This is a genomic window from Vibrio sp. Of7-15 (assembly GCF_022347565.1).
In the GTDB taxonomy this organism is placed as follows: domain Bacteria; phylum Pseudomonadota; class Gammaproteobacteria; order Enterobacterales; family Vibrionaceae; genus NORP241.
In genome coordinates, this window is the sequence record NZ_JAKRGH010000006.1 from 153,123 (window position 1) to 176,433 (window position 23,311).

A 23,311-nucleotide genomic window follows, 5' to 3' on the forward strand; every position below is an offset into this window, starting at 1 on the left:
TATATTGATTGATGGTAATTAGGTCTTTGAATTGATAAGACGCTGTAAAAAATAAAAGCGAAGCCCGATTGTGGCTTCGCTTTTTTGTTGGTTAGAGCAGGGAAAACGCAGTTATATGGAAGGGATCTTACAGCTTAAATTGGTGAACAAGCTCATTCTGCTGGCTAGCCAGTTCATCCAGTTTGTGACTGGCTTGAGAGACTTGATTCATGGCCGCATAGTTTTCATCAGAAATGCTGCTTATTCCCTCCAAACTGCGGGCAATTTCTGAACTGGTCGCTGTTTGTTCAGCGGCAGCTTGTGAAATATGGCTGCTCATTTGGCTAATCTCTAAAATGAGGGCTTGAATTTCTTCCATTGCACCATTGGCATCAGAAGCTTGAGAAACGCTTTGCTCCATGTCTGACACACAGCTTTCAATCACTCGGGTTGCCTTGTGAGAGCTAGATTGTAGGTTACTGATCATTGATTCAATTTCAGAGGTTGAATCCGTCGTTCGTTTGGCAAGCACACGGACTTCATCGGCAACTACCGCAAAGCCTCTTCCTTGCTCTCCTGCTCGTGCTGCTTCAATGGCCGCATTAAGAGCCAGTAGGTTGGTTTGATCGGCAATGTTTCTTATAACATCTAAAATTGAGCCTATTTCGCTGCTCATGTGCTGTAAATTGCTCACGGCTTGCACCGATTCATCCAGTCGGTTAGAAAGCTGACGAACGGTTGAAATATTACTGCTCATGACGGTTCTACCCGTTTCAGATGCGGCTTCCACTTGGTGCACCTTTTCTAATGAGCTTTGAGAGCTTTGAGCAACTTCATGAACGGAGTGCTCCATTTGGGTCATGGCCGCAGCTACACCTCCAGTTTGCTCTCTTTGTTCATTAAGCTGCTGTTGAGCGGTGGCGGTAATAGTTTGGTTTTTTGCTGCAACGGCTGTCAGTTCATCAGAAGCCTTATTGAGCTTTATTAAGATCCCTTGCAAGTTATCAGCAAGTGTATTGATAAACTTACCGAGTTGCGCAAATTCGTTGTTGTGTTTTATTTCAATACGCTGGGTCATGTCGCCATTGGTCAGGGCTTCTAAGGTGAGTAAGGTTCGCTTTAAAGGCACGCGAACGCTTTGCGCAATACTCCATCCAATGCCTGCGGAAAGTAAAGAAACGATAACCCCTAGGGCGATTGCACGAGAAAACCCTTGATCATAAGCCTTTTCTGCTTCTTGAAGGCTTGCTGTCATTTGGCGGTTGGCTTCATCATTAAACGCATCCAGTAAGGTGATTGCGTTGTCAATTTCAGCCGCTAGGGTGGCGATATTAGCGTAGAGCTTATTTTTCGATTGGATGTAGTTAAAGTGAATGTCGAGCACGCCACCTTTTTTCCCCACATCTTGGCTAAATTGGTTTACGGATTTATCAAAGACACTCTTTAATGCAGGGAGCTGGGTGGTTAGGCCTCGATAGGCGTAGTTTAGGTGAGTGACGGCTTTTTTGTTTTTGGTTACCGCTTTTTTGACGAACTCTTCATCGCTGCTGGCTAATGCATCAGACGTGACGACCTCAGCATCTTTTAGTTTTAAAAAGTAGCTTTTGGCCATGACTTTGACCGAGATGCTGTTTTGATCATCCACATATTCTTTCATGCGAACACTCAGCTCGGTATGCAATTGCTGAAATTGTCTAGATGCCTGCTGGCCAAGTGCTTGCGCAGACAGCATAGATTGGTAGTTGCTCATCGCTGTTTCTGCTTCTGAAAAATAACGTTGTTCAAGCTTGAGTAGCGCAGAGAGTTGAGAGCTTAGAGTTGGGTTGGTATCAGTAGCGCGTTGTAGGTTAGCTAATGCGGCTTTGAATTCTTGATGAGCAGAGGAAAAATTCTTTTTCACCTCAGCCATTCTTTCTGGTTCTTGGCTTGTTAAGTAATCTTTGAAGGATTTGTCTGCGGCCAGTAATTGAACACTGGTTTGGTTTGATAAGGTAACAAGGGGCATGGAAGTGGTTGTTACCGACTCTAATTGAGTGTGGATTGTGCCTGTACTATTAAGCATCATTACAACGGTCGTGATAAAAAGTACCACGATCATCGTAAAAGCCGCATACATTCGGCGGATTACAGATGTGTTCATAATGTCCCTATTTCTCTGTTCTTAATGTTGGTAACGCTGTCGCCAAAGGCAAAAATGAACTCAATAAATGATTTTAAAAGTGATTTCTAAAATATGAGGTCATAAAAATATAGCTACGGATAATAATAATTACCGGAAGAACATACTTTGACCATGCCGACATATTTGACATTTGTAACAACAATTTATTAAACTACGCCTTGTTTAAAACGCTGTTCATTATTGTTTTTGGTTCTCTTCTGCCGCATACTCACTGCTACAGTAACAATCAGTAATGGAGCAAGTTATGGCGGAAGAAACAATCTTCAGCAAAATTATTCGTAAGGAAATCCCAGCAGATATTTTATATCAAGATGATTTGGTTACCGCGATTCGCGATATTAACCCACGCGCGCCAAGTCACATTTTGATTATTCCTAACAAGTTGATCCCAACAATGAATGACATTGAAGCGGATGACGAGCTTGTAATGGGGCGTTTGTTTACTGTTGCTAAGAAGCTGGCAGAAGCAGAAGGCATTGCCGAAGACGGTTACCGTGTGATCATGAATTGTAATTCTCACGGTGGACAAGAAGTTTATCATATTCACATGCATTTAGTGGGTGGCCGCCCGTTAGGGCCAATGTTAGTGAGCTAACACATTGAGATAACATACAACGTAGTAAGGCTCGGTATAGGTTAACTAATTGGGCCTTTTTTATTGAATTGCCTTTTCATCAAATGGGGAGTAGGAGTAATGGTGAGATGACTCTGTGTTGGAGCCCCAATCGTTCTAAAATGACAAAATTAATACGACAAGGGTTTATTGCTCTGGTGAGTGCAGGTCTGGTTGCGTGTTCGAACCTATCTGCGGGTAACTTATTTAGTCATTATTCACAACAAACCAGCGCTACGTATCAGTTGTTGAGTTCGGGCCAATATGCGCAAGCCATAGATCAGCTACCAGATGGAGTAGCGGGAGACATTTTAGATAATATGGAGCGCGGTCGATTAGAGTTTTTAAACGCTAATTACCCCGGTAGCTTAGCGGCTTTGAATGCCAGTGATGCGGCAGTAAAAGAGTGGCAACAGCAGGCGAGTATTTCTATTTCCGAGTCGGCTAATACAGTTGGTTCGTTTATTACCAACGATAATCTACGAAGCTACCAACCATCGGATTATGAGCTTGGTTTTTTACACCTTTATTTGTCCCTTAATTATTTAAAAAAAGGGGATTTAGAAGGTGCTTTGGTTGAAGTTCGGCGTGCTAACTTAGTGCAAGAGCAAGCAAGAAAAGAACGAGAAAAAGAACTTCGCTCCGCAGAAAAATCAGCAAAAGAGCAGGGCATATCCCCAAACTTAGGGAGTGTGTTATCGCGTTACCCAAATGCTGGGAAAACATTACAAGCAGTGCAAAATGGTTATCTGTTTTTCTATTCAGGTTTGCTGTATGAAACAGAAGGGAACTTAAACAGCGCTTATATTGATTACAAACGGGCTTTAGCGGTAGCACCTGAGAATAACGTGGTCATTGAGGCAACGCTTCGTACGGCAACTAAGTTAGGCATGAAACAAGATTTAGCTAAGCTTACCCGTCGTTATGGCCAATATCAGCCTTTACCTCGTCATCAAGGTCGAGTGATAGTGATTGACGAGCAAAGTGTGGTTAAGGCTTTGCAAGGTTGGAAACAGCCGCTGCCTTTATATGATAGTCATGGTAATACTGCTATTTATAACCTTGCTTTACCTTATTACCCTAATACGAAGGTGAGGGATGTGTCTCCGCTGCGACTAGATGAGAAAAATATCGTGGGAAGCACGGTGGTGAACGTGAATGCGATGGCGGAGCGTGATCTCACTGAACGGTTACCAGCGATGGTAGTCAGACAAGCTTTACGTATTGTGGCTAAAGATGGATTACGAAAAACAACTCGTGGTTCCAGTAATGAAGAACTAGGTAATTTATTATTTAACATATACAACACCTTGAGTGAGCAGCCAGACACAAGGAGCTGGCAATCTTTACCTGCTCAGGTGCAGCTTTACAGCAAGGCATTAAGTGCTGGGAAACATCATTTAAGTTGGAATGGTGAACAATTGGAATTTGATGTGTCTAAAGGGAAAACAACTCTGATTTGGGCATCAAGACAAGGAATCTCCACCACATGGTGGCAAATAAAATTAGGAGAAATCTAATGAAATGGTTGTCTGCTTTATTACTGTCTGTGTTGCTAATGGGTTGTAGTGCCCATACTACGGGGATCAGCGTAGACAGTGATACACAAAAAGTCGTGTTTGGAGACAATGTTCTTGGTGGTCGTTTAATGATCAATAAAGCAGGTAGCCATCACATTAATGGCTTGATGCAAGGGATCGTTAGCATGACAAGCCGTTATGCCGGCGACCAAAATTTGCAATATCGCTTTTATTGGTATGATGGCCAAGGCTTAGAAATCAACGGAAGCGATTCTCCTTGGCGTCAATTGATTGTACATGGTATGGATACGGTCAGTGTACAAGAAGTGGCACTAAGCCCAGAGGCGACTCAGTATCGAATTCAGATTCGTCAAGCAAGTAACTAAGAATAAGATCTACATTAAAATAAGGTTATACATATTATGAAAAAAGGCATTGTTGCGCTGCTTGGTTTAGCGGTTTTATTAGGTGGTTGTTCAAATAAAGTGAGCTACGGGGATGCTCAACAAGCAGAAACCACAACAATTGAGTTTGGTTCAACTGACTTACAGAAAATTGCGATGGAAATGACAGACAGCATGCTGTCTTCAGGTGCCGTTGCACATTTAACTTACAACAAACGCCCAATTGTTTTTGTTGAACGTATTAAAAATAAAACCAGCGAACACATTGATACAGAGTCCATCACAGATTCCATCAGCACAAAAATGTTGAACTCTGGTAAGTTCCGTTTTGTGGATATGGATCGTGTCGAATCTGTTCGTAAGCAACTAAACTTTCAAAATAACGATGAGTTAGTAAACCAAAGCCATGCGATTAAGTTTGGTAAAATGGTGGGTGCACAGTACATGCTATACGGTAACCTATCGAGCATCGTGAAAAACGCAGGTAGTGACAAAGATGTATACTATAAGATGACAATGCGTCTAATGGATTTAGAAAGCGGCTTAATCGAATGGGCTGATGAAACGGAAATCCGCAAACAGCAAGAAAAGAGCCTATTAGGCTGGTAAGGAGCCTCATGTGACATCATCAATCACAGTTGCACAAGCTTGTGAGCTAGACGCTAGTATTAAAGAGTTGTGTCAGCATATTGAGGTGTCACAGTTAGAGCCTCTTAGTGGCGGTTTAAGTAACCGTTGCTGGAAAATTACTGCTGAAGGCCGTCAATTCGTGTGGCGGCCTGTTAGCAGCATATCAATGGCGTTTGATATTAATCGTCATCAAGAGTACAAAACTCTTTATTCATTAAGAGAGCTTGATTTAGCGCCAATGCCAGAGCTTTTGCTTGATTCGGGTTTATTGGTGGAATGGGCTGATGGGACTGAGTTACCCGCAAAACACGCTTTATCCGTATTGCCTTCCTTGTTAGCTGAAATTCACGAACAACCTCATACCGAGCTGCCATTGTTATCCATAAAAGAACGGTGTCAGCATTATTGGTTACAGCTTCACCCAGAAAATCAGACTGAGTTAGGTAAAAGGCTGGTCGTTTATTTTGAACAGCTAGACACTCAATTTCGTTTTCCGCCCACATTGTGTCATTTTGATTTAGGCTACTACAATATTGTTGATAACAAAGGGAAATACAAAGTTATCGACTGGGAATATGCCTGCCTTGGGGACCCTTCTCAAGATTTGGCCATGACGATTATTGCGAATGAGTTAGAAGCAGATCTTGTTATAGAGCAGTATTGCCAACAGCGCTCTATTAGCAATATGACCCCATGGCAAAATGCTGTTGCTCATTGGCAGCCTTGGATTATTTATCTTGGGGCACTCTGGTTTCGCTTGGGTTATCAACTTTGGCAGCAAGATGAATACTTACAAAGAGCAGAGCAATATGAAGGTTTACTTGCTGAACTGATAGAGTGAGCGGGTTGCTGTTTAATCTGCTCGGGTAATTTTAAGCATAAGGAGCGTGAGAATGAAAAGGTCAGCTCGGTTACTTATTGTTTTATTTTCGGTTTTTCTTTTATCTGCGTGTACCTTAAAACTTATTTATAAAACCCTTCCTTTTTGGGCTGGTTATTACCTAGCCGATTACGTTGATTTAAATTCCAGCCAAGAAAAAGCATTAGACGAAGATCTAGAACAGTTTTTTACATGGCACCGAGAGAATGCCTTGCCACCACTGGCTAATTTAGTCGCTGAATTACGCCAAGATTTGAAAGAGCCTTTAAACTATCAGCAAATTCAGGGTTATTATCATAAGTTTAATCACTGGGGCTTTGATAGCATACGCCAAGCCAGTCATGTCGTCAGTAATATGCTGATTTCGTTGGATGAAGAACAAATTAACCAACTAGAAACGAACTTAATCCAAAAAAGTGAAAAAAAAATGGTGGAGCGTACTGTATTACCAACGAGTAGAAAGGTAAAACAGAGGCAAGGGCATCTGATTGATAGAACGGAAGAGTGGATTGGCAAAACATCAGATAAGCAACGTCGAATTTTAAAAGAGCTTGCCAGTTACCAAATTGAATTTGAGCCTTCGTTATACAGTATCCGGAGTCAGTTGATCAGCGATGTTCAAAGGTTGATTAGCTTGCGCCATACCGACGAACAGTTCGGACATAAAGTCGGAGAGCTGTTGGTCAATTGGGCTGATATTGGTGCGAGTAAATATGATTTAAATACCGCATTGCTCCTTAATCGCCGCTTTGAAGTCATGTTAAGGTTGAATCACTCTTTATCTGATAAGCAGCGGTTGCATTTAGACAAAGAGTTGCGCGCTTTAGAAAGTGAATTGCAAGGGATCATTCAAAATTAACCGCTGTTTATTGATGTAGCTTGTGGATAAGACCTTAAAAGTGAATGATTTCCCTTTAAAACCATAAAAACCGTGGTAGATTTGAATGATAATAACAAAGACGATTGCGCTTAATTATTCAGGATAGGGGTTTATTATGATCATTTATTTACACGGCTTTGATTCAACAAGTCCGGGTAATCACGAAAAGGTACTGCAGCTTCAGTTTATTGATGATGATGTTCGTTTTATTAACTACAGTACTTTGCACCCGAAGCACGATATGCAGCACTTGCTAAAAGAGGTACATAAAGTCATTGAGCAATCGGATGACCCAAACCCAATTATCTGTGGAGTAGGTCTTGGTGGGTATTGGTCTGAGCGCATTGGTTTTTTATGCGGAATTAAACAGGTTATTTTTAATCCTAACCTCCACCCTGAGCAAAATATGGAAGGCCGTATTGATCGTCCTGAAGAGTATGCGGACATTGCGACTAAGTGTGTGGAAAAGTTTCGAGCAAAGAATGAAGGACGTTGTTTAGTGATTTTATCTCGGGATGATGAAGTGCGAGATAGCCAGGAAACAGCCTCTGAACTTGAAAAGTATTACCAACTTATTTGGGATGAAAAAGAGACACATAAATTTAAGAAAATCTCTCAACATTTACAAGCGATGAAAACATTTAAAGAGTCGTAATTGTTTACTGCTTTGGGATAAGACAATCAGTATAAAAATAGCCAGCACAGTGAAGGTGATTGTTTTCAATGACGATTCACATAAGAGTGTTGGCTTTTTCCTTTATTGTAAAAAAGAATTACACAATTAACTTTATCACTAAGGTTGCTAACCTTACTTAGCACTATATAATGCAACAGGACGTACCAGAGTAGAATTACTCGGGCGTAAATCAAAATAAAGAGTGGATTATAATCCACCAAAATAATACCAATAACATTAAATTGTGAAACAAGGGTTATCACTCAGTGAATTAGCCGTCTTCCTCTATGTCACCACATGTGGCACAAATCCCCCCAATTTTTCTGTTGGAGTTTTTAAGCTCGAACAGCAGTCTTTTCTTTTTTGAAGGAGTGTCAGTGTGACGCGTATTATTATTGTAGGTGGTGGAGCTGGTGGTTTAGAGCTTGCAACAAAGTTTGGCCGCACTTTAGGCCGAAAAGGGCGAGCAACAGTCACTTTAGTGGATCGTAAAGCGAGCCACTTGTGGAAGCCGTTATTACACGAAGTAGCGACAGGCTCATTGGATGAAGGTGTTGATGCATTAAGCTATCGAGCGCATGCGAAAAATCATCATTTTGATTTCCAGATGGGTAGCCTGACGGACATTGATCGTGAACGTAAAGTGATCGTATTAGAAGAGCTAAAAGACGAAGATGGTGAGTTATTAATGCCTCGTCGTGAATTAGAATACGATGTGCTTGTTATGGCGATTGGCTCGACATCTAATGACTTTAACACGCCAGGTGTTCGTGATAACTGTATTTTCCTTGATAGCCCTGAGCAAGCACACCGTTTCCGTACTGAAATGAACAACCAGTTCTTAAAGCTGCATGCTAATTCAGGTCAAGGCACGGTAGACATTGCCATTGTTGGTGCGGGCGCTACAGGTGTTGAGCTGTCTGCGGAGCTGCATAATGCGGTTAAAGAACTACGTACTTACGGGTTTGGTGATTTAGATTCAAGTAAGCTAAATGTGAACTTAATTGAAGCGGGTGAGCGTATTCTTCCTGCATTACCCCCTCGTATTTCTTCAGCGGCACACCAAGAACTGACGAAACTTGGTGTAAATGTTCGTACTGCGACCATGGTAACAAAAGCTGATGAACAAGGTTTGACGACAAAAGATGGTGAACAGATCCCAGCACAAATCATGGTATGGGCTGCGGGTATTAAAGCACCAGACTTTATTAAAGACATTGCAGGCCTAGAAACCAACCGTATTAATCAGTTAGTTGTAAAGTCCACTCTACAAACCACCCGCGACGATAATATTTTTGTTATCGGTGATTTGGCATCATGCACGCAAGCAGACGGTAGTTTTGTGCCACCACGTGCTCAAGCTGCTCACCAAATGGCAAGCCATGCATTTAGCAACATTGTCGCTAAACTGAATAACCGTGAATTAAAAGATTATATCTATAAAGATCACGGTTCATTGGTGTCGTTAAGTCGTTTCTCGACGGTGGGTAGCCTAATGGGTAACCTAACAAAAGGGTCGATGATGGTAGAAGGTCGTATTGCCCGCGTGGTGTACATTTCGCTATATCGAATGCACCAGATTGCACTTCATGGCCCATTAAAGACGGGTCTGATGATGTTGGTTGGCCGTATTAATCGAGTGCTAAGACCAAACTTAAAACTGCACTAAAAGAGCAAACATCACTAGTAATCTGTACTTTGAATAAGAAAGGGAGCCAAATGTGGCTCTCTTTTTGTTTTAGCTGGAAATAAGTTGGATCAGCTAACCATGTTGTATGGCTGAAATGTTTTCGAGTGACTAATGGCTGATAATTATGAGTTAAAAGAACTCGTTATTAAATCGGGGTGTTCGATTAAGGCTTCAATGTCTTCAGGAATGAGAGAGTAAACAATGCCAGTACGTGGCTTCCCTTGGTAAAAAATACGATTCCGAGCGATACACTCGACTTGAGCCCCACACTTTTCGGCCACTCTAAGGCTGGCAGCGTTGTCTTGATCGCAGATGATTTCTAAGCGAGTAAACCCTAATTGGCTAAAGCAAAAATTAGCCGCAGCAATAGCCGCTTCCGTTGCGATGGCCTTGCCCTGAGCTTCTGTGCTGACCCAATAGCCCAAGTTCGCCATATTAAAAACAGGTTGTAAGCAGTTCACCCCAACCGAACCATACAGTTGACCTGTTTTTTTATCAAAAATACCAAAATCGTAACCGCTGTCGGTGATCCAGTGTCTTTTGGTTAAATAAACCAGTTCTTCCGCATCATCTTGGTTGAAATCTTTTGAACACCAATCGAGCCATTGACCCAATGACGGTGCAGAATGTTTTACGACTTGTACGAGCTGATTAACGTCTGGGTGGTTTAAAGGGCGTAGCAATAACCGCCTAGTTTGAAGAGAGAATTCAGGGGACATGCTTTCTCCTACGTTGAAACGAGCTTGGTTAGGGAAATAAAAGCCCCACACTGTGAGGCCTTATTTGATTAGCTAGCGACTTTACGAACTTGAATAATAATGCCGAGTAAAGGGTTGTCTAGGTAGTGAGTTTCGCCACTACGCATTCGGCGTTTCTGATCCATTCGGTATGATTTCAGGAACTCTTCAACTTCAACTGTCGGTGCTACTTCTTGTAGATGGCCTATTTGTACCGCATCATTAGAGCCATTGTCTGTTTCTTCTACGACAGAGTTAAGGATAACTTCGCGTTTGCCTCTTTTTTTCAAGTCTAGCTCTGTTTCTACAAATAGGTAGTGTTGTACATAAACTTGTAGCTTACCGTCTAGTTCGTAAAGTGGTGCGCTAGGTTTGGCCATTTCTTTTTCTACAAAACCAGGATTACTGGCCGTGGCGATCGGCGTATTTTCATCAGGAATTACTGGCTCTGGCGGAGCTTGTTTAGCCATTGCACTGCGTGAAGTTCCATCCGGTAAATAGTCATTTGAAAAATTTTGACCTGCGGTTAAGTGGAAGACAGGGGCAGAACCACGACCTTGGTCACCTTGTCTCCAAGCCGTATGAAGCAATGGTGTAAAGCCCGCGTGTCGTTTTAAGGCGTTGTATTGTTGATTTAGATGAAAGCTAGAGCGTGGTAATAGCCTTGCTCTTTTCTTTGACATCATTGTCGGTTGATTTAAACGGATTGCGCGATCAAGGTTAATTGGGCTTAAAATCTCAGGCCATGATTCGCTCACTGTTTCCGGTGCGACGTTGCGTTTAAAGATGATCAGTTCGATATCAAACTGTCTTGCTGCAAATGTTGGCCAGCTTACAATTAGCAGTAAAAAGTAAATCAGTTTTTTCACATTTCACTCCACATGGGGTGTACAAGAGCAACCGAGATAATTCTGTTGCCCTCGTGTTGGGTTAAATTTTATTGTCGTTAAACTGATTTAATAAATCGCTAACGGCATTAATACGAGCACTTCTGTCGCTAAGAGGCAGAGTGAATTTAAATTTGGTTGGTCCGTCCATTCCATAACGTCGTGGCGCTGACTGTAGTAAGCTTACCAAAAATGCAGGGTTAATTTCAGCGGTTGGGTTAAAGTCGATGTACCCCCCTTTTTCACCCACTTCAATTTTCTTAATTTTCAGGCTAGCTGCTTTTAGCTTGATTTCACTAACCGTTAATAGATTTTGTGCTGGATCTGGCAATAAACCAAAACGGTCAATGATTTCAATTTTTAGCTCACGCAATTCAGACTCATCCTCGACACTGGCGATACGCTTATAGAGTGATAGGCGAGTATTGATGTCTGGGATGAAATCTTCAGGTAGTAAGGCTGGTAATCTTAACTCAACTTCCGTCTGCTCTTTAAGAAGTTCATCTAAAGAGGGCTCTTTACCTTCTTTTAGAGCTTCAACGGCTTGCTCTAACATTTCCATGTACAGCGTAAAACCAACCGACTGAATTTGTCCGCTTTGACCGTCACCAAGTAATTCACCAGCACCGCGGATCTCTAAATCGTGAGTTGCTAGGGTAAAACCTGCCCCTAGGTCTTCCAAAGAGGCAATGGCTTCTAAGCGCTTAATGGCGTCTTTCGTCATGCTCTTTGGATGCGGCGTCAACAAGTAAGCATAAGCTTGATGATGCGAACGGCCAACACGCCCACGCAGTTGGTGTAACTGGGCTAAACCGAGGTTATCAGCACGGTTCATGATAATGGTGTTGGCGGTAGGTACATCAATCCCCGTTTCAATAATGGTGGTACAAACCAGAACATTAAAACGTTGGTGATAAAAATCGCTCATTACACGCTCTAGTTCACGCTCTCTCATTTGACCATGAGCGGTGGTAACGCGTGCCTCTGGGATCAATTTTTCCAACTCTTGCGCCGTTTTTTCAATGCTATCGACTTCATTATGAAGGAAATACACTTGGCCACCACGCATGATTTCACGTAAAACGGCTTCACGGATAACACTGTCATCACGTTCACGAACAAAGGTTTTAATAGCCAAACGACGAGCAGGAGGGGTGGCGATAATGGATAAATCACGCATACCACTCATGGCCATATTCAGGGTTCGTGGTATTGGCGTCGCTGTTAGCGTCAGAATATCCACATCCGCTCGCATGGCTTTCATTTTTTCTTTCTGACGGACACCAAATCGATGTTCTTCATCGACAATCAATAAACCCAAATCGGCAAATTTAATGTCATCTTGCAGCAGCTTATGGGTGCCGATCAGAATGTCGACTTTGCCTTCAGCAGCGTCTGCCAACACTTGCTTTTGCTCTTTGGCAGATTTAAAACGAGACAACACTTCGACTCGAATCGGCAAATTCGCAAAACGGTCTTGGAAGTTTTCGTAATGCTGCTGAGCCAGTAAGGTTGTTGGAACGAGCACCGCGACTTGTTTGCTGTTGTCGGTACACACAAAGGCTGCTCGCATCGCAACTTCTGTTTTACCAAAGCCCACATCACCACACACTAACCTGTCCATGGCTTTCGGCTGACACATATCGGAAAGTACAGAATTGATGGCTAAGGCTTGATCGTGTGTTTCTTCAAATGGGAATGAAGCTTTAAAGTTAGAGTACTGTTCGCGATCATGCTTGAACTTAAAGCCCGGTTTAATGGCTCGCTTGGCGTACACATCCAGCAGTTCAGCCGCTACATCGCGGACTTTTTCTGCCGCTTTTCTGCGAGCTTTCGTCCATGTCTCTCCACCAAGCTTATGCAGGGGGGCTGTTTCTTCAGAGCCGCCAGAGTAACGTCCGATTAAGTTTAAAGAGGCGACAGGCACATACAGTTTGGCACCTGCTTGATATTCTAACGTTACGTACTCAGTTGCCATGCCGCCTGCTTCTAGGGTTTGCAGGCCAATATAACGTCCAATACCGTGATCCAAATGCACAACGGGCTGACCTGGTTTTAGCTCAGCAAGGTTGCGAATGATGGTTTCACTATTAACCGATTTTTTCTCTTCTCGGCGGCGACGTTGAATTACACGTTCACCCAAAAGGTCGCTTTCACAAATCAGGGCAAAGTTTGGCTCTGATAGCATAAAACCATGTTCAGCGGAGCCAATAACAAGGCCAAAACGGCTTTTGTCTGTACAGCCATCCAGTGCTTCGGACAGGGTTGGGTACTCTGAGGGTTTTAGCTTAATTCTGGCGAGCAGTTCAAGCAGTGATTCTCGTCGGCCTTCCGATTCCACGGAGAAAATAACGGTGCCATCAAATTGCTCGTAGAATTGTCGCAATGCTGCAAAGGGTTCTTTGGCTTGATGCTGAACAGCTAATTCTGGCAATTCGAGCAACGGCAGGTTGAAACGGCCCGCTTTTTCGGGTGTTTCATCGAGGGACAGTTTTACCTGAGGGAGCTTTTTAAACTCGGCAAACATGTCTGATGTTGCTAGCCAAAGCTCTTCCGGAGGTAATAATGGCCGAAGAGGATCTACGCCACGTTGTTCATAGCGGTGTTTAGCATCTTCCCAGAAGGCATCTGCTGCTTTTTCGAGTTCGCCAAAGGTGGCCAGCAACGTATTATCCGGTAAGTAATCGAATAAGGTTTCGGTGTGCTCAAAAAAGAGGGGCTGCCAGTACTCAATACCCGCAGGCCAAGTGCCTTTGCTGATTTGTTGGTAAATAGACTCAGGCTCGCGGCGGGCGTCAAAACGCTTACGCCAGCGAATACGAAAATCTTCAATGGCCTCGTCATGGGTTGGAAACTCATGAGCAGGTAATAAGCGGATATTGTCTACTTCACCTGTGGAGCGCTGATTTTCAGGATCAAACAGGCGTATGGTATCCACTTCATCATCAAAAAAGTCGATGCGGTAAGGTTCATTACTGCCCATTGGGAAAAGGTCAATAATAGAACCACGGCTTGCGTATTCGCCATGGCCAATAACTTGATCTACATGACGATACCCTGATTTTTCTAATTGCATGCGCAGCTTTTCAAGCGATAAGCGGTCCCCGGCTTTCACAATCAGAGCGTGCTGCAATAAAAACTCTTGCGGTGTTTGCCTTTGTAGCAAGGTATTAATAGGGACTAGCAGAACACCTGAACTTTGGTTTGGCAGTTGGTATAGCCTAGCCAAGCGATCAGAAATAATGTCTTGGTGCGGTGAAAAATTATCGTATGGCAGCGTTTCCCAATCCGGAAAAATGCTGACATCATGATGAGAGAATTGCTCAATTTCTGGTTGAAGCTTGAAGGCTGTTTGTGGATCAGAAACGGCAACAAGCACAGGACCATGATGTTGTTTGGAAAGCTCTGCAATAGTGAGGGCTAAAGAGGCACCTTTTAAATTGCCAAATGAGCGCTTGTCCCCGGCCTTTGTGGGTAGGGGAAGCGAGTAAATTGGTTTATTTTGCATTCTTATGTCTGTGTTTTATTAGGTTTCAGAGCGCTGTTGTGCTCGTTGACGCAGTAGCTTTTGCTGTTGAAACAGAGCTGCACGGATCAATAGATCACGGTCATCTTCACGTAGTTTTAGATAGCTCATGACGATCTCATAGCCATCGCCTGCGCGTTTACTGTCTTTGACTTCGGCATAACAATATATGGCTGCTGGTGGATGTTCTAAGAATAATTTTACTCTTGCGGCTGTACCGACAGCGAGCTCTGTTGGTGATGAAAAACAGAAGTTACTTGCACCAAAATATTGAGTAGTGTGTCGAAATTTTTCGTTGTCTTGCTGAGAAAGCATATAAGAAAGCAGCAAGTTGAGTTTGTCATTTTGGTTATTTAAATAGTTAACTAATGCTCTCATTTCATCATTTTTTAAACGAGACAGTTCGTTATCTGCAATGTGTTCTAAAGAGCTACATTCGCTAGCAACTTTAAATGGCGCAGGGATCTCTTTTTCAAACTGGTCATCAGTTGGTAATGCTTCAGAATTATTCAGCGGCTCAACATTAATGGTTAAACCATAATTAACTGAGAAATATTCGTCCTGGCTCATGATTATTTTCCTTTTGTTAGTGATCTGATTATCGCTAAGAGAGTGGAAAGGGGCAAGCATTTGGAGCAGATACCTTTCTGTTTTGTTTGTGATAAATTGGCAAAAGCCAAATACAGAAGGTATGCTTCTCTCTTTTGATTAACTCGCCTTATTACAGCGTTTAGGAAGTTAGACAGTTATGTTCCATCCTGTATCCGTTTTTATCGGCTTACGTTACTTAAAAGGGCGCTCAGGCGATCGCTTTAGTCGGTTTGTTTCTTATATGTCAACGGCGGGCATTACTATCGGTGTATTGTCATTGGTGACGGTATTATCGGTGATGAACGGCTTTGAAATGCAGCTTAAGCAGCGAATTTTAGGGGTTTTACCACAAGCCGTTATTTCTGAGAGTGACCACCGAGCTCAATATACTGAAATCCCTTCTTTTCTTACGGAGCTGGAACATGTGGTTCAAGTTGCCCCTTTAGTGCGTGGAGAAGCCATTTTACAGAGCCCGATGACCCTAACTGCGGGGATGTTGTTGGGGGTTGAACCTCGAGAGTATGACCCTATTTCGTCTCATTTAGTGGAAGGTTACATTGATGATCTGCAAGCTGGAACCTATTCGGTCTTTTTAGGCCAAAGCTTGGCACGAGACTTAAAGGTCAGGGTTGGTGATACGGTGCGCTTAATGGTTACCAGTGCCAGCCAATACACGCCATTGGGTCGCATTCCGAGCCAGCGTAACTTTACGGTTGCGGGGCTTTTTAATACGGGATCTGATGTTGATGCACAATTAGCCATCACGCACATAAAAGATGCAGGTCGGTTGATGCGTTACAAAAATAATGAAATCACGGGTTGGCGTTTGTTTTTTGATGATCCTTTTGTGGTTACTGAACTTGCAAATAAGCCATTGCCGAATGACATGGTTTGGTCTGATTGGCGTGAGCAGCGTGGTGAGTTATTCCAAGCGGTGAAAATGGAAAAGAACATGATGGGGCTGATGCTAGGTCTGATTGTTGGCGTTGCTGCGTTTAATATTATTTCTGCTTTAATCATGGTGGTGATGGAAAAGCAAGCTGAAGTTGCGATTCTAAAAACCCAAGGAATGACGAATAACCAAGTTTTGGCCATTTTTATGGTTCAAGGTGCGAGCAGTGGTGTTATTGGTGCCGTTGTTGGCGGTGTGCTAGGGAGTCTATTAGCGGCAAACCTCAATGCCGTTTTATCAACACTGGGTCTGTCATTATTTTCTGTTGGTGGTTCATTGCCTGTTTTGATTGAGCCATTACAAATCTTATCTGTGATTGTTTTAGCCATTGGGCTGAGTTTAGTTGCAACCTTATTCCCTTCTTACCGTGCATCGGCGGTACGTCCAGCAGAGGCTTTACGATATGAATAACCCATTATTAGTTTGTCAGGGGTTACGCAAAACCTACCAAGAAGCAAGTCTAGAGACTGAGGTTCTAAAAGGGGTCGATTTTGAAATTCAAGCGGGTGAACTCATTGCGATAGTAGGAGCCTCGGGTTCCGGCAAAAGTACTTTATTGCATATTTTAGGCGCCTTAGATGAGCCAACTCAGGGCAATGTGCAATTTCAAGGGCAAGACTTAACCAACCTCAATGGGAACAAGCAGGCTAAGTTACGTAATCAACATATTGGCTTTGTTTATCAGTTTCATCATTTGTTGGCTGATTTTTCAGCGCTAGAGAATGTTGCTATGCCACTATTGATTGGTGGCGTAAGTAAGTCAGAAGCCAAAAAGCGTGCAGAAGAGATGCTAGTGAAAGTCGGGCTAAGTCATCGTATTGAACATCGGCCTTCAGAGTTGTCTGGTGGTGAAAGGCAGCGTGTGGCGATTGCCCGAGCGCTTGTCAATAAACCAGCACTAGTACTGGCAGATGAGCCAACCGGTAACTTAGATCATAAAACCGCTCTGGCTATTTATGATTTGATGCGCGAGCTGAATAATGAGTCTGGAACGGCCTTTTTGGTAGTCACACACGATAATGAGCTGGCAGATAAGTTAGATAAGCAGCTGCATATGCAAGATGGTTTGTTTGTTTCTCATGTCTCTGGTGGTCATAACTCTATTAATGAGAAGGGTGAATAATGTTTTCGCCATTATCATTATTTATTGGTAGCCGTTTTAGCCGTGCTAAACAGAGAAATAAGCTTGTTTCGTTTATTTCAGTGTCATCCACGCTTGGCATTATGATTGGTGTGGCGGTCATTATTATTGGTTTGTCAGCCATGAATGGGTTTGAGCGGGAGCTGCAAAATCGAGTGCTCTCGATCATTCCACACGCTGAGCTGGAAGGGGTAAAAGAGCCGATTGAACCTTGGCAGCCGGTGGTGGATTTGGCGACAAAGAATGGCCATGTTCTTGGTGCTGCACCTTATGTTCGCTTTACTGCTTTACTAGAGCGAGGTTCAAAATTAAAAGCCGTCGAGATACGAGGTATTGAGCCTGAGCTAGAGCAGCACGTATCGAGCTTGCCTAATTTTATTGATGAAAATGCGTGGCAAGCACTTAAGCCTGGCGCACATCAGCTCATTTTGGGTAAAGGTGTTGCCGATACTCTTGGTGTTCAGGCTGGAGATTGGGTAACGGCATTAGTTCCTAGTGAAAACAGTGAGCTGAAGTTAAAAGCGCCTCAGCGAATCCGAATGCAAGTGACTGGGTTATTGAGCTTAGGTGGCCAGATTGATCATGGGTTGGCTATTGTTCCGCTTTTAGATGCACAAACGTATCTGAAATTAGGAAATGGTGTCTCTGGGGTTGCTCTAAAAGTGGACGATGTGCTGAATGCTCGTGCGATTGTAAGAGAAGTCGGACAGACTTTACCTGTGTATGTCTACTTAAAGAGCTGGACTCAAAAATATGGCTTTTTATACCGTGATATTCAGCTAGTTAGGGCCATCATGTACCTTGTGATGGTACTGGTGATTGGGGTTGCCTGTTTTAATATTGTCTCAACGTTGATGATGGCAGTGAAAGATCGCGCTTCAGATATCGCGATTTTACGAACAATGGGTGCCTCCGACAGTTTAGTTAAACGCATTTTTATCTGGCATGGTGTCTTATCTGGTGTATTTGGCAGCATTGCCGGTTCATTGTTGGGCTCTTTTATTGCGTTAAATCTTACTTCTATTATGAAAGGCATCGAGTCTTTGATTGGTCATCAATTTTTATCGGGTGATATTTATTTTGTTGATTTCTTGCCTTCTCAGTTGGAGTGGGGAGATGTCGCGGTTGTGACGGTAACCGCTGTGGTGTTGAGCTTATTGGCAACGTGGTATCCAGCCAGAAGAGCCAGTCGTTTGCATCCAGCGACGGTATTAAGTGCTAAATAATGTAGATTATTGTCCTGAGATCAGGGTGACTTAGGTTAGTAAGATAAGAAAAAGCCATTGCAGTGAAATGCGGTGGCTTTTTTGTTTCTGGTGTAACGGAAGCGAAAATAAAAAAGCAGTTTTAGATATTCACCTAAAACTGCTGAGAAAGAGTCGAGAACGGTTGAGATAAACAGTACAAATATTGACTATCTTGCTCTGCGTTTATTCCAGCTTCTTACTACTGAGTAACGCCATAGACCACGGATGCCAAAATAACCTGCGATAGCAAGGGTAACCCCACAAATTGCACAACCTAGAAGAAAGGGTGGGCCAATTTGGCTCATTTGTTGGGCGATAAAATCCCAAGACAGCTCGAAGTGAAAGGGGTGATGTGGTGTTCCCATAACCCAAGCTCCGACCTTGTAGGCCCCGTAAAAAAGGACAGGCATGGTAATTGGGTTACTGATCCACACAAGGGCAACAGAAAGAGGGAGGTTGACTCCGCAAGCAACGGCAAGCCCTGCTGCCATAATCATCTGACTGGGAAGAGGAACAAAAGCCATAAAAAGACCAACAGCAAACGCCCCTGACGCAGAGCGTCGATTTAGGCACCAAAGGTTAGGATTATACAAAACATTACCAAAAACTTTCAGAGCCTTCTGGCGCTTGATAAGTTCATGGTCTGGCATAAAACGTCGAATCAACTTTCTTGGCATATAAATGATGTTTCTCTTGCGCAGCCGTCCAATGATAGCTGTTGGAATTATTATTTCTGTTTTGTCATTAGAGCGGTGGCCTGCGATCCCCAGTTTATGGTGGATTGCTCCTGCTCTATTAACTTTAGCAATTTGTGTACGTTATTCGTTCGCTTTTGTGTTTCAAGGAATCTTAATTGGCCTTGTTACGGTCATCGTTCACGGCAGCTTATATATTGAGCGCAGTGATACTCTAATCCAAGGGCCGGAAAATATTACCATAAATGGCCGTATTGATAGTCTTTTTAAGAAAAAAAGTCAATCCAGTGAATTTATCTTTGTTGTTAGTCAAATAAATGGCAAAACAGTCCCTTATTTGCAGCGTCTGAGTCTGCAACTCTACTGGCAAAATGGTGAGAATGTAAAGCTTGGTCAGCAGTGGCAGCTTACGGTAAGGGCACGTTTACCATATGGTAGAGTGAATGAGGTGGGGTTTGATTTAGAGCGTTACTTTGTTGCTCATCATTTACATGGTGTTGGACATGTCATATCCGGTGTTGTCATGGATGACTCAGTGGCATTACGGCAGAAATGGTTTGATCGTGTTTATCATTCAACGGCTAATTTGGTGCATCAGCCACTGCTATTAGCGTTGAGTTTTGGGTACCGTGATGAATTAAATGATGCACATTGGCAGGTGCTCCGGGACAGCGGTTTGGCTCATTTAATGGCGATTTCTGGGTTGCATATTGGTCTGGCATTCGGGTTTGGTTGGTGGTTAGGTAGATGGTTTAAAGCTTTACTGCCTGAGTTTCCCTATTTGATATGGTTGCCGATGATCATTGCGGCTATTATTTCGTGTGGATACGCATGGCTAGCTGGTTTTTCATTACCCACCACTCGGGCACTTATCATGTGTTTGGTGTTTAGTTTTTGTACTTTATTTAGGCTGTATTGGGCGAAGTGGCAGTCGGTGTTATTTACCTTATTGGTTTGCCTATTGGTTGATCCATTTTCAGCCCTTTCTTCTGGTTTTTGGCTTTCATTTGGTGCCGTTGCCATTTTGATTCTTGGATTGAGTATTAACCCTGTTACACGCTCTGGAGCTTCTTCTTGGGTTTTACGTTGGAAGTTAAAGGTGAAATTAGCCCTTTTTCTACAAGCTTTACTCTTTGTCTTTTTAATTCCCGTTCAAGTAGAAAACTTTGGTGGCATCAGCTTAATCTCGCCAGTCATTAATTTTATCGTTATTCCTTGGGTCAGTCTGATCACGGTGCCGTTGGTACTCTCGGGTCTGCTGGCTGAATGGCTTGTTGACTCGTTAGGTGAAACACTGTGGCAGTTGGCTAACTGGTCTTTAGTGCCTGTGTGGGAAATCGCGCAGTGGGGAATTGGCTACTGGTTGATTCTTTCAAAGGAGCATTTACCGACCTTGATGCTGAGTACCTTGGTTGCTATTGCCATTTTGCTTATGCCTTGGCGAAAAATTCGCTGGTGGTTGATGTCTATGATTTTGGTCATTCTTTATCCTAAACCTTCAACATCAGAGTGGCAGGTCGATATATTAGATGTAGGGCATGGTTTAGCGGTATTGATCGAACGTAATGGGGAAGCGGTTTTGTACGATACGGGAAATCGTTGGTTAAATAACAGTATTGCTGATCGAGTGATAAAGCCAATTTTACATCAACGAACGATTTCTCAGCTAGAAGGTGTCATTTTAAGCCATGCTGATAGTGATCATGCTGGTGGTATAGAAAGCATTAATCAGCATTTTGATCCTAAATGGCGTAGAAGCAGTGATAGACGCGATGGTTTCATGCCATGTATCCAAGGTAATGATTGGGAATGGCAAGGATTAAGGTTTGAGGTTCTTTGGCCTCCTAAGCAAGTAAATCGCGCGTTTAATCCTCACTCTTGTGTGATTTTACTTTCCGATGATGAACATTCTGTACTGCTCACGGGGGATGTTGATGGTATTGCTGAAATGCTGATGCTGAATCAATACCCTAATTTAACCGCCGATATTTTACTTGTTCCGCATCATGGTAGCTTAACGTCCTCTTCTGTGAAGCTCATTGACCATGTCCAGCCTGAATATGCCATCGCTTCTACGGCAAAATACAATCCTTGGAATCTACCGGCAAAAGTGGTGGTGGATCGATATCAAGACCGAAGTATTAAATGGCTTGAAACAGCAAGTTCTGGCCAGATCACCATTACATTTAATGGCAAAAATAGAACAATAATTCAGCATCGAAAAGATAATAAGATGAATTGGTATCGGAAGTTATTTGGCGCACTGAGTGTAAAGGAGTAGAATGCCGATAATTCCATTTTAAAATAAGCAGTTCATGTCTATAAATAAAGATGAGTCAACGCTTACAACGTTTAAACGTTTGTGGCCATACATTCGAGATTATAAAAAAGGCTTAGTTGTTGCGGTTATTGCATTAATCATTAATGCGGCTGGCGACACATATATGGTGTCATTACTTAAGCCTTTACTAGATGAAGGCTTTGGTAATGCCGAGTCTGACTTTTTGATGATTATGCCATTCTTGTTAATGGGTATGATGGTGATTCGTGGTTTAAGTAGTTTTGTTTCCGCTTACTGTTTGAACTGGGTTTCTGGCCATGTAGTGATGCGCATTCGTCGCGACATGTTTAACCACTTTATGAAAATGCCCGTTGGCTTTTTTGATAAAGAGTCATCAGGTTCTCTCTTATCACGCATTACCTACGATTCTGAACAAGTCGCCGCTGCCACCAGTGGCTCTTTAGTCAGTATTGTTCGTGAAGGTGCCAGCATTATTGGCCTGCTTATTCTAATGTTCTGGAATAGCTGGCAGTTGTCTTTGGTTCTATTAGTCGTTGCTCCCATTGTTGCTATGGGTATCGGTGTTATTTCTAAGCGTTTCCGTAAGATCAGTAAAGACATGCAAGACACGATGGGGCATGTGACTTCATCGGCTGAGCAAATGCTGAAAGGCCATAAAGTGGTATTGAGTTATGGTGGTCAAAAAGTAGAACGCGAACGATTTAATAATGTCAGTAATCAAATGCGTCAGCAAACCATGAAGCTAGTGACGGCACAGGCTGTGGCAAACCCAGTGATTCAAATCATTGCTTCTACTGCATTAGTTGTTGTGTTGTTTTTGGCCAGCAATGATGCGATTCGTAGTGAACTAACACCAGGTACGTTTACGGTTGTTTTCTCGGCTATGTTTGGCTTAATGCGCCCATTAAAAGCCCTGACGAATGTTACTTCTCAGTTCCAACGTGGTATGGCAGCTTGTCAAACTCTGTTTAGCTTGATGGATTTAGAAACAGAAAAAGACAATGGCACTTATGCTACGAAAAAAGTGAAGGGTGATATCCAAGTTCGCGATGTAACTTTCACTTACCCAACCAAAGATACGCCAGCATTGCGTAATGTTAGTTTTGATTTACCAGCGGGTAAAACATTGGCTTTGGTAGGGCGTTCCGGCTCCGGTAAGAGTACTATTGCCAATTTATTTACGCGTTTTTATGATGTTGATTCAGGGAGTATTTCTCTTGATGGTCAGGAGATCCAAGAATATCAACTGTCTAATCTGCGTGAGCATTTTGCTCTTGTGTCTCAGAACGTACATTTATTTAACGACACGATTGCCAATAACATCGCTTATGCCGCCGAAGGTAAATACACCCGTGCAGACATAGAAAAAGCCGCAGAACTGGCGTATGCCATGGACTTTATCAAGGAAATGGACAACGGCCTAGATACAGTAATTGGTGAAAATGGCGTAAGCTTATCTGGTGGGCAACGCCAACGTTTAGCCATTGCACGCGCATTATTACGTAATGCACCAGTACTGATTTTAGATGAAGCAACGTCTGCCCTAGATACAGAGTCAGAACGTGCGATTCAAGCCGCGCTAGATGAGCTGCAAAAAGATCGCACTGTTGTCGTGATTGCGCATCGCCTTTCAACTATTGAAGATGCTGATGAGATCTTGGTGGTAGATGAAGGTGAGATCATCGAGCGTGGTGATCATAACGCACTGATCTCGAAAGACGGCGCTTATGCACAGCTGCATAAAGTTCAATTTGGTGAATAATTCAACGGTATTGGATG

The 23,311-nt window shown here is 43.0% G+C and carries 19 protein-coding genes; 13 read left to right on the forward strand and 6 right to left on the reverse strand.

All coding sequences use genetic code 11. The annotated features are described in order from the left end of the window. Positions 1-127 precede the first annotated feature (127 nt). Positions 128-2,119, reverse strand: a complete 1,992-nt coding sequence (locus MHO82_RS09455) for a methyl-accepting chemotaxis protein (RefSeq protein ID WP_239183682.1) — start codon at positions 2,117-2,119, stop codon at positions 128-130. 286 nt (positions 2,120-2,405) lie between these two features. Here MHO82_RS09455 and hinT point away from each other — a divergent pair, with 286 nt between their 5' ends. From hinT to MHO82_RS09495, 8 genes are all read left to right on the forward strand, one after another. Further along, positions 2,406-2,756 carry a purine nucleoside phosphoramidase gene (hinT, locus tag MHO82_RS09460; protein WP_239183683.1) on the forward strand — a complete coding sequence of 117 codons (351 nt, stop codon included), beginning with the start codon at positions 2,406-2,408 and terminating at the stop codon, positions 2,754-2,756. A gap of 107 nt (positions 2,757-2,863) precedes the next feature. Next, the gene (locus tag MHO82_RS09465; protein ID WP_239183685.1) at positions 2,864-4,294 is read left to right on the forward strand and encodes a hypothetical protein; all 1,431 of its coding nucleotides are present in this window, start codon (positions 2,864-2,866) and stop codon (positions 4,292-4,294) included. Next, positions 4,294-4,680: a YcfL family protein gene (locus MHO82_RS09470; protein WP_239183686.1), complete on the forward strand. Its 387-nt coding sequence runs from the start codon at positions 4,294-4,296 to the stop codon at positions 4,678-4,680. Before MHO82_RS09465 ends, MHO82_RS09470 begins: the two co-directional genes overlap by 1 nt. Positions 4,681-4,716: 36 nt before the next feature. Further along, complete coding sequence (lpoB, locus tag MHO82_RS09475; protein WP_239183687.1) at positions 4,717-5,307, forward strand: penicillin-binding protein activator LpoB; 591 nt, start codon at positions 4,717-4,719, stop codon at positions 5,305-5,307. A gap of 10 nt (positions 5,308-5,317) precedes the next feature. Then, entirely contained in the window at positions 5,318-6,169 is an 852-nt protein-coding gene (locus tag MHO82_RS09480; RefSeq protein WP_239183688.1) for a phosphotransferase, read from the forward strand. Between the two features lie 52 nt (positions 6,170-6,221). Next, positions 6,222-7,067: a DUF6279 family lipoprotein gene (locus tag MHO82_RS09485; protein ID WP_239183689.1), complete on the forward strand. Its 846-nt coding sequence runs from the start codon at positions 6,222-6,224 to the stop codon at positions 7,065-7,067. A gap of 136 nt (positions 7,068-7,203) precedes the next feature. Further along, positions 7,204-7,743, forward strand: coding sequence for an alpha/beta hydrolase YcfP (ycfP, locus tag MHO82_RS09490; protein ID WP_239183690.1), 540 nt, complete (start codon positions 7,204-7,206; stop codon positions 7,741-7,743). A 400-nt stretch (positions 7,744-8,143) separates the two neighbouring features. Beyond that, positions 8,144-9,433: an NAD(P)/FAD-dependent oxidoreductase gene (locus MHO82_RS09495; protein WP_239183691.1), complete on the forward strand. Its 1,290-nt coding sequence runs from the start codon at positions 8,144-8,146 to the stop codon at positions 9,431-9,433. A gap of 143 nt (positions 9,434-9,576) precedes the next feature. Here the strand turns inward: MHO82_RS09495 and MHO82_RS09500 are convergent, their stop codons facing one another. The 4 genes from MHO82_RS09500 to MHO82_RS09515 form a co-directional block, all read right to left on the reverse strand. After that, the gene (locus MHO82_RS09500; RefSeq protein ID WP_239183692.1) at positions 9,577-10,173 is read right to left on the reverse strand and encodes a GNAT family protein; all 597 of its coding nucleotides are present in this window, start codon (positions 10,171-10,173) and stop codon (positions 9,577-9,579) included. A 68-nt stretch (positions 10,174-10,241) separates the two neighbouring features. Further along, positions 10,242-11,060, reverse strand: a complete 819-nt coding sequence (locus tag MHO82_RS09505) for a peptidoglycan binding protein CsiV (RefSeq protein ID WP_239183694.1) — start codon at positions 11,058-11,060, stop codon at positions 10,242-10,244. A gap of 61 nt (positions 11,061-11,121) precedes the next feature. Continuing rightward, positions 11,122-14,586 carry a transcription-repair coupling factor gene (gene mfd / locus MHO82_RS09510; RefSeq protein WP_239183695.1) on the reverse strand — a complete coding sequence of 1,155 codons (3,465 nt, stop codon included), beginning with the start codon at positions 14,584-14,586 and terminating at the stop codon, positions 11,122-11,124. Positions 14,587-14,604: 18 nt separating this feature from the next. Then, positions 14,605-15,174 carry a PilZ domain-containing protein gene (locus MHO82_RS09515; RefSeq protein WP_239183697.1) on the reverse strand — a complete coding sequence of 190 codons (570 nt, stop codon included), beginning with the start codon at positions 15,172-15,174 and terminating at the stop codon, positions 14,605-14,607. 178 nt (positions 15,175-15,352) lie between these two features. On the opposite strand from MHO82_RS09515, the gene lolC reads away from it, so the two are divergent. The 3 genes from lolC to lolE are packed head-to-tail and all read left to right on the forward strand — an operon-like array spanning position 15,353 to position 18,514. Beyond that, positions 15,353-16,558 carry a lipoprotein-releasing ABC transporter permease subunit LolC gene (lolC, locus tag MHO82_RS09520; RefSeq protein WP_239183698.1) on the forward strand — a complete coding sequence of 402 codons (1,206 nt, stop codon included), beginning with the start codon at positions 15,353-15,355 and terminating at the stop codon, positions 16,556-16,558. Continuing rightward, a complete protein-coding gene (gene lolD / locus MHO82_RS09525) occupies positions 16,551-17,270 on the forward strand; it encodes a lipoprotein-releasing ABC transporter ATP-binding protein LolD (protein WP_239183699.1) in 720 nt (239 codons plus the stop codon). The genes lolC and lolD overlap by 8 nt, the downstream gene beginning before the upstream one ends. Further along, positions 17,270-18,514 (forward strand): lipoprotein-releasing ABC transporter permease subunit LolE, encoded by a 1,245-nt coding sequence (gene lolE / locus MHO82_RS09530; protein ID WP_239183701.1) that lies wholly within the window; start codon positions 17,270-17,272, stop codon positions 18,512-18,514. Before lolD ends, lolE begins: the two co-directional genes overlap by 1 nt. Before the next feature lie 188 nt (positions 18,515-18,702). Here lolE and MHO82_RS09535 read toward each other — a convergent pair whose 3' ends face one another. Then, complete coding sequence (locus tag MHO82_RS09535) at positions 18,703-19,212, reverse strand: DUF2062 domain-containing protein (protein ID WP_239183703.1); 510 nt, start codon at positions 19,210-19,212, stop codon at positions 18,703-18,705. A gap of 4 nt (positions 19,213-19,216) precedes the next feature. Here MHO82_RS09535 and MHO82_RS09540 point away from each other — a divergent pair, with 4 nt between their 5' ends. Together MHO82_RS09540 and msbA are read left to right on the forward strand one after the other, a co-directional pair. Next, positions 19,217-21,511, forward strand: a complete 2,295-nt coding sequence (locus MHO82_RS09540; RefSeq protein ID WP_239183704.1) for a DNA internalization-related competence protein ComEC/Rec2 — start codon at positions 19,217-19,219, stop codon at positions 21,509-21,511. Between the two features lie 34 nt (positions 21,512-21,545). Next, a complete protein-coding gene (gene msbA, locus MHO82_RS09545; RefSeq protein WP_239183706.1) occupies positions 21,546-23,294 on the forward strand; it encodes a lipid A ABC transporter ATP-binding protein/permease MsbA in 1,749 nt (582 codons plus the stop codon). The last annotated feature ends 17 nt before the right edge of the window (positions 23,295-23,311 follow it).

What these genes read in the sequence shown, in the direction of transcription:
- lpoB (WP_239183687.1), top strand. Translation starts at nt 4,717, where the DNA reads ATGAAAAAAGGCATTGTTGCGCTGCTTGGTTTAGCGGTTTTATTAGGT.
- MHO82_RS09540 (WP_239183704.1), top strand. Translation starts at nt 19,217, where the DNA reads ATGATGTTTCTCTTGCGCAGCCGTCCAATGATAGCTGTTGGAATTATT.
- MHO82_RS09470 (WP_239183686.1), top strand. Translation starts at nt 4,294, where the DNA reads ATGAAATGGTTGTCTGCTTTATTACTGTCTGTGTTGCTAATGGGTTGT.
- ycfP (WP_239183690.1), top strand. Translation starts at nt 7,204, where the DNA reads ATGATCATTTATTTACACGGCTTTGATTCAACAAGTCCGGGTAATCAC.
- MHO82_RS09465 (WP_239183685.1), top strand. Translation starts at nt 2,864, where the DNA reads ATGACTCTGTGTTGGAGCCCCAATCGTTCTAAAATGACAAAATTAATA.
- MHO82_RS09515 (WP_239183697.1), bottom strand. Translation starts at nt 15,174, where the DNA reads ATGAGCCAGGACGAATATTTCTCAGTTAATTATGGTTTAACCATTAAT.
- MHO82_RS09500 (WP_239183692.1), bottom strand. Translation starts at nt 10,173, where the DNA reads ATGTCCCCTGAATTCTCTCTTCAAACTAGGCGGTTATTGCTACGCCCT.
- MHO82_RS09455 (WP_239183682.1), bottom strand. Translation starts at nt 2,119, where the DNA reads ATGAACACATCTGTAATCCGCCGAATGTATGCGGCTTTTACGATGATC.
- lolD (WP_239183699.1), top strand. Translation starts at nt 16,551, where the DNA reads ATGAATAACCCATTATTAGTTTGTCAGGGGTTACGCAAAACCTACCAA.
- MHO82_RS09485 (WP_239183689.1), top strand. Translation starts at nt 6,222, where the DNA reads ATGAAAAGGTCAGCTCGGTTACTTATTGTTTTATTTTCGGTTTTTCTT.
- lolE (WP_239183701.1), top strand. Translation starts at nt 17,270, where the DNA reads ATGTTTTCGCCATTATCATTATTTATTGGTAGCCGTTTTAGCCGTGCT.
- msbA (WP_239183706.1), top strand. Translation starts at nt 21,546, where the DNA reads ATGTCTATAAATAAAGATGAGTCAACGCTTACAACGTTTAAACGTTTG.
- hinT (WP_239183683.1), top strand. Translation starts at nt 2,406, where the DNA reads ATGGCGGAAGAAACAATCTTCAGCAAAATTATTCGTAAGGAAATCCCA.
- mfd (WP_239183695.1), bottom strand. Translation starts at nt 14,586, where the DNA reads ATGCAAAATAAACCAATTTACTCGCTTCCCCTACCCACAAAGGCCGGG.
- MHO82_RS09535 (WP_239183703.1), bottom strand. Translation starts at nt 19,212, where the DNA reads ATGCCAAGAAAGTTGATTCGACGTTTTATGCCAGACCATGAACTTATC.
- lolC (WP_239183698.1), top strand. Translation starts at nt 15,353, where the DNA reads ATGTTCCATCCTGTATCCGTTTTTATCGGCTTACGTTACTTAAAAGGG.